This window comes from Mesorhizobium sp. P2_C4, from assembly GCF_056404575.1.
Genome location: NZ_JBFUDT010000002.1, coordinates 463,906 through 477,329, shown reverse-complemented (window position 1 = coordinate 477,329; position 13,424 = coordinate 463,906). Strand labels below are relative to the sequence as shown.

14 protein-coding genes are annotated in these 13,424 nt (G+C 62.8%); 11 read left to right on the top strand and 3 right to left on the bottom strand.

The window, feature by feature from the left end:
- The first annotated feature begins 1 nt into the window (after position 1).
- The 4 genes from AC1DX6_RS08690 to derI all read left to right on the top strand — a co-directional run bounded on the left by AC1DX6_RS08690 (position 2) and on the right by derI (position 3,755).
- Positions 2–1,510 (top strand): glycerol-3-phosphate dehydrogenase, encoded by a 1,509-nt coding sequence (locus AC1DX6_RS08690; protein ID WP_477313649.1) that lies wholly within the window; start codon positions 2–4, stop codon positions 1,508–1,510.
- A complete protein-coding gene (locus AC1DX6_RS08685) occupies positions 1,510–2,448 on the top strand; it encodes a sugar phosphate isomerase/epimerase family protein (RefSeq protein WP_477313647.1) in 939 nt (312 codons plus the stop codon). Before AC1DX6_RS08690 ends, AC1DX6_RS08685 begins: the two co-directional genes overlap by 1 nt.
- 75 nt (positions 2,449–2,523) lie before the next feature.
- Positions 2,524–3,291, top strand: a complete 768-nt coding sequence (locus AC1DX6_RS08680) for a triose-phosphate isomerase (protein ID WP_477312328.1) — start codon at positions 2,524–2,526, stop codon at positions 3,289–3,291.
- Positions 3,292–3,317: 26 nt separating this feature from the next.
- Positions 3,318–3,755: a D-erythrulose-4-phosphate isomerase gene (gene derI, locus AC1DX6_RS08675; RefSeq protein ID WP_352583466.1), complete on the top strand. Its 438-nt coding sequence runs from the start codon at positions 3,318–3,320 to the stop codon at positions 3,753–3,755.
- 80 nt (positions 3,756–3,835) lie between these two features.
- On the opposite strand, the gene dhaL is transcribed toward derI, so the two are convergent.
- Together dhaL and AC1DX6_RS08665 are read right to left on the bottom strand one after the other, a co-directional pair.
- Complete coding sequence (dhaL, locus tag AC1DX6_RS08670; RefSeq protein ID WP_477312327.1) at positions 3,836–4,477, bottom strand: dihydroxyacetone kinase subunit DhaL; 642 nt, start codon at positions 4,475–4,477, stop codon at positions 3,836–3,838.
- A gap of 76 nt (positions 4,478–4,553) precedes the next feature.
- The gene (locus tag AC1DX6_RS08665; RefSeq protein ID WP_477312326.1) at positions 4,554–5,561 is read right to left on the bottom strand and encodes a dihydroxyacetone kinase subunit DhaK; all 1,008 of its coding nucleotides are present in this window, start codon (positions 5,559–5,561) and stop codon (positions 4,554–4,556) included.
- A gap of 322 nt (positions 5,562–5,883) precedes the next feature.
- Here AC1DX6_RS08665 and AC1DX6_RS08660 point away from each other — a divergent pair, with 322 nt between their 5' ends.
- On the top strand, positions 5,884–6,351 hold the full coding sequence (locus tag AC1DX6_RS08660; RefSeq protein ID WP_477312325.1) for a CatB-related O-acetyltransferase: 468 nt from the start codon (positions 5,884–5,886) through the stop codon (positions 6,349–6,351).
- A 30-nt stretch (positions 6,352–6,381) separates the two neighbouring features.
- On the opposite strand, the gene AC1DX6_RS08655 is transcribed toward AC1DX6_RS08660, so the two are convergent.
- Positions 6,382–7,329: a GlxA family transcriptional regulator gene (locus AC1DX6_RS08655; protein WP_477312324.1), complete on the bottom strand. Its 948-nt coding sequence runs from the start codon at positions 7,327–7,329 to the stop codon at positions 6,382–6,384.
- 87 nt (positions 7,330–7,416) lie between these two features.
- Between AC1DX6_RS08655 and AC1DX6_RS08650 the strand changes: the two genes are divergently transcribed.
- From AC1DX6_RS08650 to AC1DX6_RS08625, 6 genes are all read left to right on the top strand, one after another.
- A complete protein-coding gene (locus AC1DX6_RS08650) occupies positions 7,417–8,121 on the top strand; it encodes a DJ-1/PfpI family protein (RefSeq protein WP_477312323.1) in 705 nt (234 codons plus the stop codon).
- Between the two features lie 123 nt (positions 8,122–8,244).
- Positions 8,245–8,976, top strand: a complete 732-nt coding sequence (locus AC1DX6_RS08645) for a FadR/GntR family transcriptional regulator (RefSeq protein ID WP_477312322.1) — start codon at positions 8,245–8,247, stop codon at positions 8,974–8,976.
- The gene (locus AC1DX6_RS08640; RefSeq protein ID WP_477312321.1) at positions 8,973–10,160 is read left to right on the top strand and encodes a PLP-dependent transferase; all 1,188 of its coding nucleotides are present in this window, start codon (positions 8,973–8,975) and stop codon (positions 10,158–10,160) included. The genes AC1DX6_RS08645 and AC1DX6_RS08640 overlap by 4 nt, the downstream gene beginning before the upstream one ends.
- A gap of 30 nt (positions 10,161–10,190) precedes the next feature.
- The gene (locus AC1DX6_RS08635) at positions 10,191–11,468 is read left to right on the top strand and encodes an ABC transporter substrate-binding protein (protein ID WP_477312320.1); all 1,278 of its coding nucleotides are present in this window, start codon (positions 10,191–10,193) and stop codon (positions 11,466–11,468) included.
- Between the two features lie 181 nt (positions 11,469–11,649).
- A complete protein-coding gene (locus AC1DX6_RS08630) occupies positions 11,650–12,573 on the top strand; it encodes a carbohydrate ABC transporter permease (protein WP_477312319.1) in 924 nt (307 codons plus the stop codon).
- Positions 12,573–13,421, top strand: coding sequence for a carbohydrate ABC transporter permease (locus AC1DX6_RS08625; protein WP_477312318.1), 849 nt, complete (start codon positions 12,573–12,575; stop codon positions 13,419–13,421). Before AC1DX6_RS08630 ends, AC1DX6_RS08625 begins: the two co-directional genes overlap by 1 nt.
- Positions 13,422–13,424 lie beyond the last annotated feature (3 nt).

Below are 13,424 nucleotides of genomic sequence, written 5' to 3'. Positions count from 1 at the left end.
TATGTCTGATGTTGTCGATCTCTTCGTGATTGGCGGCGGCGTCAACGGCGCCGGCATAGCGCGCGATGCGGCCGGTCGCGGGCTGTCGGTCATCCTGTGCGAGAAGGACGATCTGGCGCAAGGCACCAGTTCGCGCTCCGGCAAGCTGGTGCATGGCGGCCTGCGCTATCTCGAATATTACGAGTTCCGGCTTGTGCGCGAAGCGTTGATCGAACGCGAGGTGCTGCTGGAGGCGGCGCCGCACATCATCTGGCCGATGCGCTTCGTGCTTCCGCACAGCCCCGAGGACAGACCGGCCTGGCTGGTCCGGCTCGGGCTGTTTCTCTACGACCATCTTGGTGGCCGCAAGCGGTTGCCGGGCACTCGAACGCTGGACCTGAGGACCGCGCCGGAAGGGGCACCGATCAAGGACGAATTCAAACGCGGCTTCGAATATTCCGACTGCTGGGTCGATGATGCCCGCCTGGTGCTGCTCAACGCGCTCGACGCCAGTCAGCGCGGCGCAAAAGTGTTCACCCGCACCGCCTGTATTGCTGCCCGGCGCGAAGGCGGGCTGTGGTCGATCGACATGCAGGACGGCCGCACCGGTGCGGTGACGAAGGTTCGCGCGCGGGGTCTGATCAATGCGGCGGGGCCGTGGGTGAATGACATCGTCAGCCGCGTGGCGGGACAAAATTCCACCCGCAACGTCCGCCTGGTGAAGGGCAGCCATATCGTCGTGCCCAAATTCTGGGAGGGACGGCAGGCCTATCTCATCCAGAACAACGACAAGCGAGTGATTTTCGTCAACCCGTATGAGAACGATCTGGCGCTGATCGGTACGACCGACATTCCCTACGAGGGCAGGCCTGAGGAAGTGGCCGCCGAGGCCAGCGAAGTCGATTATCTGATCAAGGTGGTCAATCGCTATTTCAAGCGGCAGCTGACGGCGCAGGACGTGGTCTACAGTTTCTCGGGCGTGCGTCCGCTCTATGACGACAATGCTGACAATCCTAGCGCGGTGACGCGCGACTACATCTTCGAGCTCGATGCTCCGAATGGCAGCGCGCCGCTGCTTTCGGTGTTCGGCGGCAAGATCACCACCTTCCGCAAGCTGTCCGAACATGCGTTGGAGAAGATCCAGCCGTTCTTCCCGGCGATGAAGAAAGCCTGGACGGCCAAAATTCCGTTGCCGGGGGGCGACCTGCCTAACGCGGATTTCGAGCAGTTTCTGGGCGATCTGCACGCCGAGTTTTCCTGGCTTAGCCCCTCGCTGGTGAAGCACTATGCCCGAAGCTACGGCACGCGCACGCGCGCCTTGCTAAGAGGGGTCAAAGGCGAAGCCGATCTCGGCCAGCGTTTCGGCCCGGATTTCTACGAGCGGGAAGCGGTTTTCCTGTTCGACACCGAATGGGCGATGACCCCCGCCGACGTTCTCGAGCGCCGGACCAAGCACGGCCTGCATATCAATGCGGCGGAGCGGAAGATATTCGAAGACTGGTGCACCAAGATCATGGCGGCGGCGAACTGATGGCCTTCACGCTTTCCCTCAACACCAACCCGCTGGTCAATCGCTTCGCCGATCCGGACGATCTGATCGACGCGATTGCTTATGGCATCGGCATTCGCGACGTGCAGCTGACGCATGAGTTCGTCAATCCGGGCTGGCCGGCGGCAACGATTGCCAAATTCATTCGTAGGTTCAATAGCGCGCTGGCGCGGACCGGCGTGCGCATCACCTCAGGGATGACCGGGCCCTATGGCCGGCTCAATCATTTCGGCCATCCGGACGTGGATGTGCGCCGCTACTATGTCGACTGGTTCAAGACCTTTGCCGACATTTCCGCCGAGCTTGGCGCGTCGGGCATGGGCACGCAATTCGCCATATTCACCTACAAGGATTATGACGATCCGCAGCGGCGGGCAGTGCTTCTCGAGATAGCGCTCGAATGCTGGCGCGAGGTGGCCGAGCATGCCAAGGCGGCGGGCCTGACCTACCTGTTCTGGGAACCGATGTCGGTGGGCCGCGAATTTGGCCACACGATCGAAAGCTGCGTCGAACTGCAGGGCGCCATCGATGCGGTGAAGCTGCCGCTACCGATGCAGATGATGGTCGACATCGACCATGGCGACGTGACCTCGCCCAATCCTGACGACACCGATCCCTATGCGTGGGCGAAAGCCTTTCCATTGCAATCGCCGATCATCCACATCAAGCAGTCGTCGATGAACAAGGGCGGGCACTGGCCGTTCACGGCCGCCTACAACAAGGATGGCCGCATCATCCCGCAGAAGCTGCTCGACACTGTGCGGGCGGGTGGTGGAACCGACAATGAGATTTGCCTTGAACTTTCGTTCCGGGAGAGGGAACCGGTCGATCATCAGGTTGTTGCAATGATCCGCGAGTCGGTGGATTTCTGGGCGCCTTACATCGACAGCGGCCGCGACAGTCTCAAGCCTCGCGCTTGAGGCAAAACGCCGGGCCGAAGGCCGGCGCCCGGCCTGGACACGCATCATCCGAATTTCGGATCGAAGGAGAAAAGAATGTCCCCATATTGGGTCGGCACCAGCTGGAAGATGAACAAGACGCTGGCGGAGGCGTTGCAATTCGCCGAGGCGCTGGCGGCCTTTGTGCCGGGCTTAGATGCGGCGATACAGCCTTTCGTCATTCCGCCGTTCACCGCCGTGCGCGAGGTCAAGGCGGCGCTCGCCAAAACCCGCGTCAAGGTCGGCGCGCAGAATGTGCACTGGGCCGATGCCGGCGCCTGGACGGGCGAGATTTCGCCAGTGATGCTGAGGGATTGCGGGCTCGACCTGATCGAGCTCGGCCATAGCGAGCGGCGCGAACATTTTGGCGAGACGGACAAAACCGTCGGATTGAAAACGGCGGCGGCAGTCAGGCACGGCTTCGTGCCGTTGATCTGCGTCGGTGAGACGCTGGCCGAGCGTGAGGTCGGCCGCGCTGATGAAGTCCTGACCACGCAGGTTCTGGGCGCGCTGCAAGGCCTCTCGGACAATGAATTGTCGGCAGAAATCCTCTTCGCCTACGAGCCGGTGTGGGCGATCGGCGAGAAAGGCATTCCGGCCAGCGCAGACTATGCCGACAAGCAGCAGGCCCTGATCAAACAGGTCGCCGCGAGCCGGTTACCGGACGCCCCGCCTGTGCTTTACGGCGGCAGCGTCAATCCCGGCAATGCCGCCGAATTGATCGGCCAGCCGCATGTCGACGGCCTTTTCATCGGCCGCTCGGCATGGCAAGCGGAAGGCTATATCGACATTCTGAAAAAGGCGTCGGCCGCCCTCGCGCGCTGACCATGAAAACGAAGGAGTTTATTGCCATGAAGATCGCACTTGGAGCCGACAGCGCCGGCAAGCCGCTGCTCGATGTCATCGCCAAGCATCTCGCCACCAAGCCCGAGCTGCAGGTCGTCGATCTCAGCCAGGCCGGCTACTACGCCGATATCGCCGCCGCGGTCGGCCACGAAATTATCGACGGCAATTACGACCGCGCCATCCTGTTCTGCGGCACTGGCATCGGCGTCAGCATTTCGGCCAACAAGGTCCCGGGCATTCGCGCCGCATTGACCCACGACACCTATTCGGCTGAGCGCGCGGCCAAATCGAACAACGCCCAGATCATCACCATGGGCGCGCGCGTCATCGGTCCCGAACTGGCGAAATCGATCGCCGATGCGTGGCTGGCCTCGGAGTTCGATCCAAACGGCCCCTCTGCCGGAAACGTGGATGCCATCGACAAGCTCGACGCGAAGCGCTGAAGATGGGTCTTTCCAGATAGAGTCAAGTTGAGCCTCTATCCTATTGTTTGAATATGATCTTTTTCCGAAAGGGAGATGGTCTAACCGGTCAACGCGACCCGCATCGCCTCGATCACGGTTACGGCGGACGCCGCGCCTGGATCCATATGGCCAAGCGAGCGTTCGCCGAGGCGGGAGGCCCGGCCCTTGGTGGCGATCATCGTCTTGGTCGCTTCCGCGCCGGCCTTTGCCGCCTCGGCCGCAGCCGCGAGGCTGCGGGCCAGATCCTTGCCGGCAGCCAGCGCCTCGCCCGCCGCCGTTGCGGCCGGCGCCCAGGCATCCATCATTGTCTTTTCGCCAGGCTCGGCCTTGCCGCGATCCTGGATGCCTTTGGCCATGGCCTGGAACAGGGCGACCGTGTCCGCGTCATCGAGCGTCACTTTGCCCTTCACCGCTGCAGCAGCGCGCATGAAAGCCGTGGCGTAGAGCGGTCCGGAGGAGGCGCCGACGGCGTTCAGGAACGACTTCGCCGCCGTATTCAGCAAGGTGGTTGGATCGGTCGCCTCGGCGTCCAAGGCCGCGACCGCATCGCGCGCCGCTGCAAATCCCAACTCCATGGCGATGCCGTGATCGGCGTCGCCGATCACGCCGTCAAGCGCGCACAGTCGGTCTCGGTCGGCTGACATGGCGCCGGCGATGGCCGCGAACATCCCGGCGAGGCGGGCGCTGTCGATTGTCGTCATCTGTTTATCCTCGGTGGACTTATCGTTTGACGATGATCCGTTCCGAAAACCGGGTTCCACTTTTCGGGATCATGGTCTAGCCGGCGCGAAACATGGCGCAGTCGCAAGGGTGGTCCAGCATCGTCTGCAACTCGCCGTCGAGTCGGTGCAGCGTAATCGAGGCGCCAGCCATCTCAAGCGAGGTGCAGTAATTGCCGACCCAGGTTGCATGGACGCCGACGCCGATATCGGCCAGCCTTTGCGACAGGCGCCGGTTGATGATGTAGAGTTCCATCAGGGGGGTCGATCCGAGTGAATTCACAAGAATGGCGACGCGGTCGCCGCGCGACGGCGCCATTTCCTGCAAAATATGGTCGAGCATTTCGTCGGTGACCTCGTCGGCGCTTTTCAGCGGCCCGCGCGCGACGCCGGGCTCGCCATGGATGCCCATGCCGATCTCCATCTCGTCGTCGCCGATCTCGAAATTCGGCCGCCTTGTCTGCGGCAGTGAGCAAGGCGAAAGCGCGACGCCCATGGTGAAGGTATGATCGTTGGCCTTTGTGGCGATGCGCTCGCATTCGTCGAAAGACAGCATGCGGTCACAAGCAGCACCGGCCGCCTTGAAGATGAAGAAATTGCCGGCGACGCCGCGGCGCTTGTGCCTTTCGCCGCGCGGCGCGGACGCGACGTCATCGGTGCTCAGAACCGAGCGCACTTCGATGTCGTCCATCGCTGCCATTTCGGCCGCCATGTCGAAATTCATGACGTCGCCGGCATAGTTGCCATACATGAACAGCACGCCGGCGCCGCCGCTGACTGCCTTGGCGCATTCGAGGATCGGGTCGGGAGGAGGGGAGGCAAAGACGTTGCCGATTGCCGCCGCGTCGGCCAGGCCCTTGCCGACAAAGCCGAGGAAGGTCGGCTCATGGCCGGAGCCGCCGCCGATCACCAGGCCAACCTTACCGGGGCGCGGGCCGTTTCTGGCTACAATTGAGCGCGGGCTGCCGGGCACGGCCTGAAGATGTCCTGGATGCGCGGCGAGAATTCCGGCCAGCATCTCGTCGACCGCTTGGCCGCCGTCATTGATAAGTTTCTTGGTTTTCAACAAGTGTCCTCCCAGAATGCCAGTCGACCATGCCATCGCGGTCGTCAAAGGAAAAGACATGTGGCCGGTTGGCTATGTCGTTCGGGCGAAATGGTGCCAGACCACAGCAATACGTGCCTCCGGCCAAGATCAGGATTGCGTTGGTGCATAGGCTGTGGATTTCTCTGATGCTGCCGGCGATCCGGTGCAAAGGGTGGGGATCCCTCGAAACATGGCTTTCAAAAGAGTGCGAATATTCCTGGGGTTGAAGGACGACCCCAATTCTATCCCGCGCCACGCCAGGATTGGCCGATACTCAAAAAGCCTGGATGGTGGATCGTTCGTGAACTGCAGCGAACAATCCCCGGTCGACATTGGCGCATTCTGTGCCATCGGGCCTGGCGTCCGGTTCTTCTGCCAGGCCAATCATCCGACGGAGACAGCCGCGAACTACGCGCTCCAGCACCAGCTGTTCAAAACGAAATCGACCTACGAATATCTGCGATCAAACGGCCCGATCAAACTCGGCCATGATGTCTGGGTCGGAACCGATGCCATCATCCTGTCCGGCGTGACCATCGGCGACGGTGCCGTGGTCGCCGCCGGCAGTGTGGTGACGAAGGACGTCCCGCCTTACGCCATTGTCGGCGGCAATCCGGCCAAGTTCATCAAGAAGCGGTTTTCCGACGAGACAATCGCGGCGATGCTGAAAATCCGCTGGTGGGACTGGCCCTTGGAAAGATTGATGCAGGAAAAGTCGGCCTTCGACTTGCCGGCCGAACAGTTCGTTGCCCGGTTTGGTGGCGGTTGAAGGCGCGCTCATGGATCGTCAACTAACGTGTTAAAAACGCTCGCGATAGTCGCGCGGGTTGGTGCCCAGCACGCGCAGGAAGCCGCGCCGCATCGTCTCTTCCGAGCCGAAGCCGCAGCGGCGTGCGGTCTGGTTGACGGGCTGGCCCCGCTCCAGCATCCGTCGCGCCGCCTCGATCCGGATCTCTTCGACCGCACGAGCAGGTGTCCTGCCCGTCGCCTCCAGATAATGCCGCGAGAAGCTGCGCGGGCTCATATTGGCGTGGTCGGCCAACTGCGTCAGCGACAAGTCGCCGGCCAGATTTTCGAGCACCCAGCCATGCAGCCGGTCGAAGCGTCCGTCACCTTGCTGTAGCTTCAGGGTCTGGCTGAATTGCGCCTGGCCGCCGGGCCGTTTCAGGAAGACCACCAATTCGCGCGCCACCGCCAGCGCCGTGTGCCGGCCAAGATCGGCCTCGACGAGGGAGAGGGCGAGATCGATGCCCGCCGTTACGCCGGCTGATGTCCAGACATTGCCGTCGCGGATGAAGATCGGATCGGGTTCGAGGCGGACTGCCGGAAAGCGCTGGGCAAACTCCGCGCAGCGTCCCCAATGGGTCACCGCGCGGCGGCCGTCGAGAAGGCCTGCCGTCGCCAGCAGCATGGCGCCGCTGCAGACGGAAGCGGTTCGCGTGGCGTCGCGCGAGCGGCCGGCGATCCATTGGACCAACTCGGGATCCTCGCAGGCTGCGTTGACGCCCCATCCGCCGGGCACGATCAGCGTGTCGATCTCCAGCCCGTGCGTAGGCAGCGCCGCTGCCTCCAGCACGAGACCGGCCGATGTCTTGATCCGCGGCGAGGCGGCGACGACCGTGACCTCGTAGGGAGCTGGTTCGCTGGCCTGCGTCCTGAAGTCGTTGGCGCTGGCAAAGACCTGAAGCGGTCCGCTGACGTCGAGAAGCTGGATGTCAGGATAGGCAAGCACTTCGATACGGCGCATTGGGTTTGGCCTGAAACGAGGGGTGAATGGCAATCGTGCCAAAGCATGATGCCCTAGATTGGCCGAAGTCAACCCACGGAGATTTCCATGTCCCTTCGTTTCGGCATCCTCGTCTTCCCCAACGTCCAGCAGCTCGACCTCACCGGGCCCTACGAAGTCCTGGCATCGGCCAAGGGTGCAGAGGTGGATCTGATCTGGAAGGATCGCAACCCGGTGATGTCGTCGACGCACCTCTCCCTCAGCCCGACGGCGACCTTCGACGATTGCCGGCCCCTCGATGTGCTGTGCATTCCGGGCGGGGGCGGCGTCAACGCGCTGCTGGAGGACCAGACAGTGCTCGATTTCGTGTGGGAGCGTGCGGCGCAGGCGCGCTACATCACCTCGGTGTGCAGCGGCGCCCTGGTGCTCGGCGCGGCCGGGCTGTTGAGGGGTAAGCGGGCGACGACGCACTGGTATGCGCATGATTTCCTTGAAGAGTTCGGGGCCATCCCTGTCGACGAGCGTATCGTGGAGGACGGCAAGCTGATTACCGCCGGCGGCGTTACCTCCGGGATCGATTTCGGGCTGCTGCTGGTTGCAAGGCTTCTCGGACAGGCCGAGGCCGAGATCGTGCAGCTCTCGCTCGAATATGCCCCGGCGCCTCCTTTCCAGTCGGGCACGCCTGGCGAGGCTTCGCCTGCCGTGCTGGCGCAGGCAAAGGAGCGGCTCGCGGGCTCGAGGCGGGTTCGCGAGGAAATGTTCGCCCGCTGGCGCGAGGCTCGCGCGGCTGCGCCGTCGCGCGCTCACGGTTGAAGCGGCCCGGTCGAATGGCGCATCTCCGCGCTGTTCGACCCTCCTTCATTTTGGCGGTTGACTCGCCCCCTCGGCCTGTGCAGAAATTGGTTGGACCATTGAACCACTTTAGGCTCAGCCTGCGTGACCGATTTCCTTCCGCCGATCCAGACGACGGCCCGCGACGATGCGGTGCTGAAGGCGTTGGCCGGCTTCGTCATGCAGGAACAGCTGGAGCCCGGCGAGAAACTGCCGACCGAACGCATCCTGGCCGAGCGTCTCAAGGTCAGCCGCAACACCGTGCGCGAGGCGCTGACGCGCTGGGAAGGGCTAGGCCTCGTCGAGCGGCGGCAAGGCAGCGGCACCTATCTCAAGGCGGCCGTCTCGCTCGACATGCTGCACATGCCGCTGACGCTGGCCGGCGGCAATGATTTCACCGGCCTGATGCGGACACTGGAAATCCGCCGCGCGCTGGAAGCCGAAGCCGCGGCGCTATGCGCGGTTCGTGCCGACAAGGCCGACATCGCCGAGATCGAGCGCAAGCTCGACATCATGGAAGAGGCTTTTCACACCCGAGCCGGCATGTCGTCGGAAGAGGATTGGGAGTTCCACCAATCGATCTACCGCGCCTGCGGCAATCCGCTGTTCGAGCAGATCATCGCCGCCATGCATGAACTGTTCCACCGCTTCTGGGAGCATCCGCTGGGCGTGCGCGATTTCGGCCACGCCAGCTTTCCCTACCATCGCACCATGTACAACTGCATCGCCGCGCATGACCCGGAGGGAGCCCGGGCCGAAGCGCTGAAGCTGATCGCCACCGTCGAGGACGATCTGAAGCGCGGTGCCGCCAAACTCAAACTTTCGGACCGCAAATGAACGAGCATCCTGCCAGTTTCAACATGGACTACATCTCGGAAGCGGCAACGTTGCTGGCGCATGACGATCCGTTCCCCGGCGGCGCGGTGGTGCCGCCGATTTACCAGACCTCGCTGTTCACTTTCGCCAATTATGCCGAGATGGCCGACACCTTTGCCGGCCGGCGGCGCCAGCCGATCTATTCGCGCGGCGACAACCCGACGGTGATGGAGTTCGAGGCACGCGTTGCCGCCCTTGAGGGTGCCGAAGCGGCGCGCGGCTTTTCCAGCGGCATGGCGGCGATCAGCGCCACGGTGCTCGCCTTCGTCGGTGCCGACGAGCGCATCGTTGCCGTGCGCAATTGCTATGGCGATGCCTACCGTCTGTTCGAGCGGCTGTTCCCGCGGCTCAATATCAAGGTCGACTATGTCGACGGTTCCGACCCGGACGCGGTCGCGGCGGCGCTGCCCGGCGCCAAGCTGCTTTATCTGGAAAGCCCGACCTCGATGATGTTCGAGCTGCAGGACATCGCGCATCTGGCGCGGCTGGCCAAGGAGCAAGGCATCGTCACCAGCATCGACAATTCCTGGGCGACGCCGGTGTTCCAGAAACCGATCACGCATGGCGTCGACCTGGTGCTGCATTCGGCTTCAAAATATCTCGGCGGCCACAGCGATACCGTCGCCGGCGTGGTCGCCGGATCGGCGGCCCATATCGCCCGCATCAACGAGCAGACCTATTCCTCGCTCGGCGGCAAGCTGTCGCCGTTCGAGGCGTGGTTGTTGCTGCGCGGCCTGCGTACGCTGCCGCTCAGGCTGCCGCATCACATGAAGAGCGGGCTCACCATCGCCGAGCGGCTGAAGGCGCATGGCCAGGTCGAGCGCGTCAACCACCCGGCCTATTCCAACCATCCGGGCAAGGCGACGCTGGCCGGCTATGCCGGGCTGTTTTCCTTCGAGGTGACGGAGGATGTCGACATTCCGGCCTTCGTCGACGCGCTGAAGTTCTTCCGCATCGGCGTCAGCTGGGGCGGGCACGAGAGCCTGGTCGTCCCGGCAAAAGCCTCGCTCGAGCAGACGCCGGGCCTCAATTCGATGGCGCGCTTCGGCGTCAGCCCCCGAACCATCCGCTTCAACGTCGGATTGGAAAGTGTCGAGGATCTGTGGGCCGACATCGCCCAGGCCTTCGACAAAGCAAAAAAATAAACGGAGCAATTCAAAATGGGAGTACCTGACATGAAAAGACTGAGCATCATGCTTGCCACTGCCGCCGGCCTGGCAATCTCGGCCAGCGGCGCGCTGGCCGAGTCCACGCTGAAGATGGTCGAGGTGATCACCAGCCCGCCGCGCACCGAATTCTTGAAGAAGCAGATCGCCGAGTTCGAGGCGGCCAATCCGGGCGTCAAGGTCGAGCTGGTCTCGCTGCCCTGGGGCCAGGCGTTCGAGAAATTCCTCACCATGGTGCAGGCCGGCGACACGCCCGACATTGTCGAGATGCCGGAACGCTGGATGGGCCTCTATGCCAACAACGCGCAGCTCGAAGACCTTGGCCCCTACATGGCCAAATGGGACGACGCCAAGACGCTCGGCGACCGCGCCAAGCAGTTCGGCTCGACCGTCAACAACACCCAGTTCATGATCCCTTACGGCTACTATGTGAACGCGCTGTTCTGGAACAAGAAACTGTTCAAGGAGGCCGGCCTCGACGGCCCGCCGGCGACACTCGATGAGTTCGTCGCCGACTCCAAGAAGATCTCGGCCATCCCCGGCAAATATGGCTACTGCCTGCGCGGCGGTCCCGGCGCCTTCAACGGTATGCACATGTTCATGAACATCGCTCAGGGCAAGGGCGGCTATTTCAACGAGGACGGCACCTCGACCATCAACGATGAAGGCTCGGTCAAGGGCCTGCAGATGCTGGCCGACATGTACAAGGACGGCCTGGCGCCAAAGGATGCGGTCAGCTGGGGCTTCAACGAGACCGTGACCGGTTTCTATTCCGGCACCTGCGCCATGCTCAACCAGGATCCGGACGCGCTGCTAGGCATTGCCGACAAGATGAGTGCCGACGACTTCGCCGTGGCGCCGTTGCCGGTCGGGCCGAGCGGCAAATCCTACCCGACGCTGGGTTATGCCGGCTGGGCAATGTTCGCCAATTCGCAGCACAAGGACGATGCCTGGAAGCTGATGGCGACGCTGCTTTCGCCGAAGGACAATCTGGAGTGGGCCAAGGAAGTCGGTGTCGTGCCGATCCACAATGGCGCCGACCAGGATGCCCATTTCAAGACCGAGCAGTTCAAGGGCTGGTTCACCGAGCTGAGCGACACCTCCAAATATGAAATGGTGACCCCGCCGACGCATCTGGAAAACCTCGGCAATTTCGTCGACCAGGTGGCGATCAAGAACTTCCAGGAAGTGCTGCTTGGCCAGAAGACGGCCAAGGAAGCGGCCGATGCATGGGCCGCATTCCTGACCAAGGAGCAGCAGGACTGGCTGGCAAAGAACAAGAAGTAGTTCTTCTCCTTCTCCCCGTTCACGGGGAGAAGGTGTCACGAAGTGACGGATGAGGGGCGGCGCCATACTTTCGCAAGTTCGCGCTGCCCCTCATCTGGCCGCCGCCATCTTCTCCCCGTGAACGGGGAGAAGGACGCTTGTCGCCAGCCCCGACGCTCTTCCAGGAGACGATCCAGAACCGATGACCTATGCCGTGTCCGCAATACGACCCGCAGGCAGACCGCGAAAGAAGCGGCTGACGCATGCCGCTATCGAGCCCTGGCTTTATCTCAGCCCGGCGATCGTGCTTCTGGTGGTGGTGCTGGTGGTGCCGCTGATCGTCGGCATCAGCTATTCGTTCAGAAAGTTCTCAGCCTTCAAGTCGGAATATGTCGGTCTCGGCCAGTATCAGGCCATGCTGTCCGACCAGGTGCTGGGGCAGGCGCTGGTCAACACGCTTTGGTGGACGGTCGCCAGCCTGTTCTTCCAGTTCTTCCTCGGCCTCGGCCTGGCGTTGCTGCTCGACAAGCCGTTTGTCGGCCGCAAGTTCGTGCAAGCTGTGGTCTTCCTGCCCTGGGCGGTGCCGTCCTTCCTTTCCGGCCTGACCTGGGCTTGGCTGTTCAACCCGATCATCGGACCGCTGCCGCATTGGCTGTTCGCGCTGGGTTTGAAGGCCGAGCCGACCAACGTGCTCTCTGATCCGGCCACCGCCATGTGGGGGCCGATCATCGCCAACATCTGGTTCGGCATCCCGTTCTTCGCCATCACGCTGCTGGCGGCGCTGAAGTCGATCCCGTCGGAACTGCATGAAGCCGCGGCGATCGACGGCGCCTCGCCGTGGCAGCGCTTTAGCAAGGTGACGCTGCCGTTCCTGGCGCCGACCATCGTCATCACCGTCATGCTGCGCACCATCTGGATCGCCACCTTCGCCGACCTGATCTTCGTCATGACCGAAGGCGGGCCCGCCGGCTCGACCAGCACGGTGCCGGTCTACATCTATGTCAGCGCCTTCAAGTCGCTGGACAAGGGCTATGCATCGGCGGTGGCGGTGCTGCTGCTGGTGCTGCTCATCGTCTACGCGATCGCGCTGATCGCCATCCGCCGCTCGCTGGTGAGGCACGTCTGATGATTGCCGGACGCTCGACCTCCTCGCGCATTGTCAGTGGCATCGGCCTCTACGGCGCCATTGCCGCCTACATGATCTTCGCGCTGTTCCCGATCTACTGGACGCTGAAGATATCGGTCACGCCGGAGCGGCTGCTTTACTCCGAAGGCATCACACTGTGGCCGTCGCAGACCACCTTCCGCAACTTTATCACTGTGCTGGAAGCCTCTGATTTCCCGCGCTATTTCATGAACAGTGTCATCGTCTCGGTGTCGACGGCGGCCTTCGTCACCATCATCGCCACGCTCGCCGGCTACGCCATGTCCCGCTTCACCTTCCGTGGCAAGGCGACGCTGGCGATCATGCTGCTGCTCACCCAGACGTTTCCGCTGGTGATGGTCATTCCGCCGATCTACCGCGTCATGGGAGAACTCGGCCTCACCAACAGCCTGGTCGGGTTGATCATCATCTACACCGCCTTCAACACCGCCTTCGCCACCTTCCTGATGCAGTCCTTTTTCGACGGCATCCCCAGGGATCTCGAAGAGGCGGCTATGATCGACGGCTGCACGCGTGCTCAGGCGATGCGCAAGGTGATCGTGCCGCTGACGCTGCCCGGCATGGGCGCGACGCTGGGCTTCGTCTTCACCGCGGCGTGGAGCGAGCTTCTGTTCGCACTGATGCTGATCTCCAGCGATGACCAGAAGACTTTTGCCGTCGGCCTGCTCACCTATATCGGCAAGTTTGCCGTCGACTGGGGACAGATGATGGCGGCGTCGATCCTGGCGCTGATCCCGGTCTGCATCTTCTTCGCCTTCCTGCAACGCTATCTCGTCACCGGCCTCACCGCCGGCGCGGTCAAAGGATAATCG

What these genes read in the sequence shown, in the direction of transcription:
- AC1DX6_RS08690 (WP_477313649.1), top strand. Translation starts at nt 2, where the DNA reads ATGTCTGATGTTGTCGATCTCTTCGTGATTGGCGGCGGCGTCAACGGC.
- AC1DX6_RS08685 (WP_477313647.1), top strand. Translation starts at nt 1,510, where the DNA reads ATGGCCTTCACGCTTTCCCTCAACACCAACCCGCTGGTCAATCGCTTC.
- AC1DX6_RS08680 (WP_477312328.1), top strand. Translation starts at nt 2,524, where the DNA reads ATGTCCCCATATTGGGTCGGCACCAGCTGGAAGATGAACAAGACGCTG.
- derI (WP_352583466.1), top strand. Translation starts at nt 3,318, where the DNA reads ATGAAGATCGCACTTGGAGCCGACAGCGCCGGCAAGCCGCTGCTCGAT.
- dhaL (WP_477312327.1), bottom strand. Translation starts at nt 4,477, where the DNA reads ATGACGACAATCGACAGCGCCCGCCTCGCCGGGATGTTCGCGGCCATC.
- AC1DX6_RS08655 (WP_477312324.1), bottom strand. Translation starts at nt 7,329, where the DNA reads ATGCGCCGTATCGAAGTGCTTGCCTATCCTGACATCCAGCTTCTCGAC.
- AC1DX6_RS08650 (WP_477312323.1), top strand. Translation starts at nt 7,417, where the DNA reads ATGTCCCTTCGTTTCGGCATCCTCGTCTTCCCCAACGTCCAGCAGCTC.
- AC1DX6_RS08640 (WP_477312321.1), top strand. Translation starts at nt 8,973, where the DNA reads ATGAACGAGCATCCTGCCAGTTTCAACATGGACTACATCTCGGAAGCG.
- AC1DX6_RS08635 (WP_477312320.1), top strand. Translation starts at nt 10,191, where the DNA reads ATGAAAAGACTGAGCATCATGCTTGCCACTGCCGCCGGCCTGGCAATC.
- AC1DX6_RS08630 (WP_477312319.1), top strand. Translation starts at nt 11,650, where the DNA reads ATGACCTATGCCGTGTCCGCAATACGACCCGCAGGCAGACCGCGAAAG.
- AC1DX6_RS08625 (WP_477312318.1), top strand. Translation starts at nt 12,573, where the DNA reads ATGATTGCCGGACGCTCGACCTCCTCGCGCATTGTCAGTGGCATCGGC.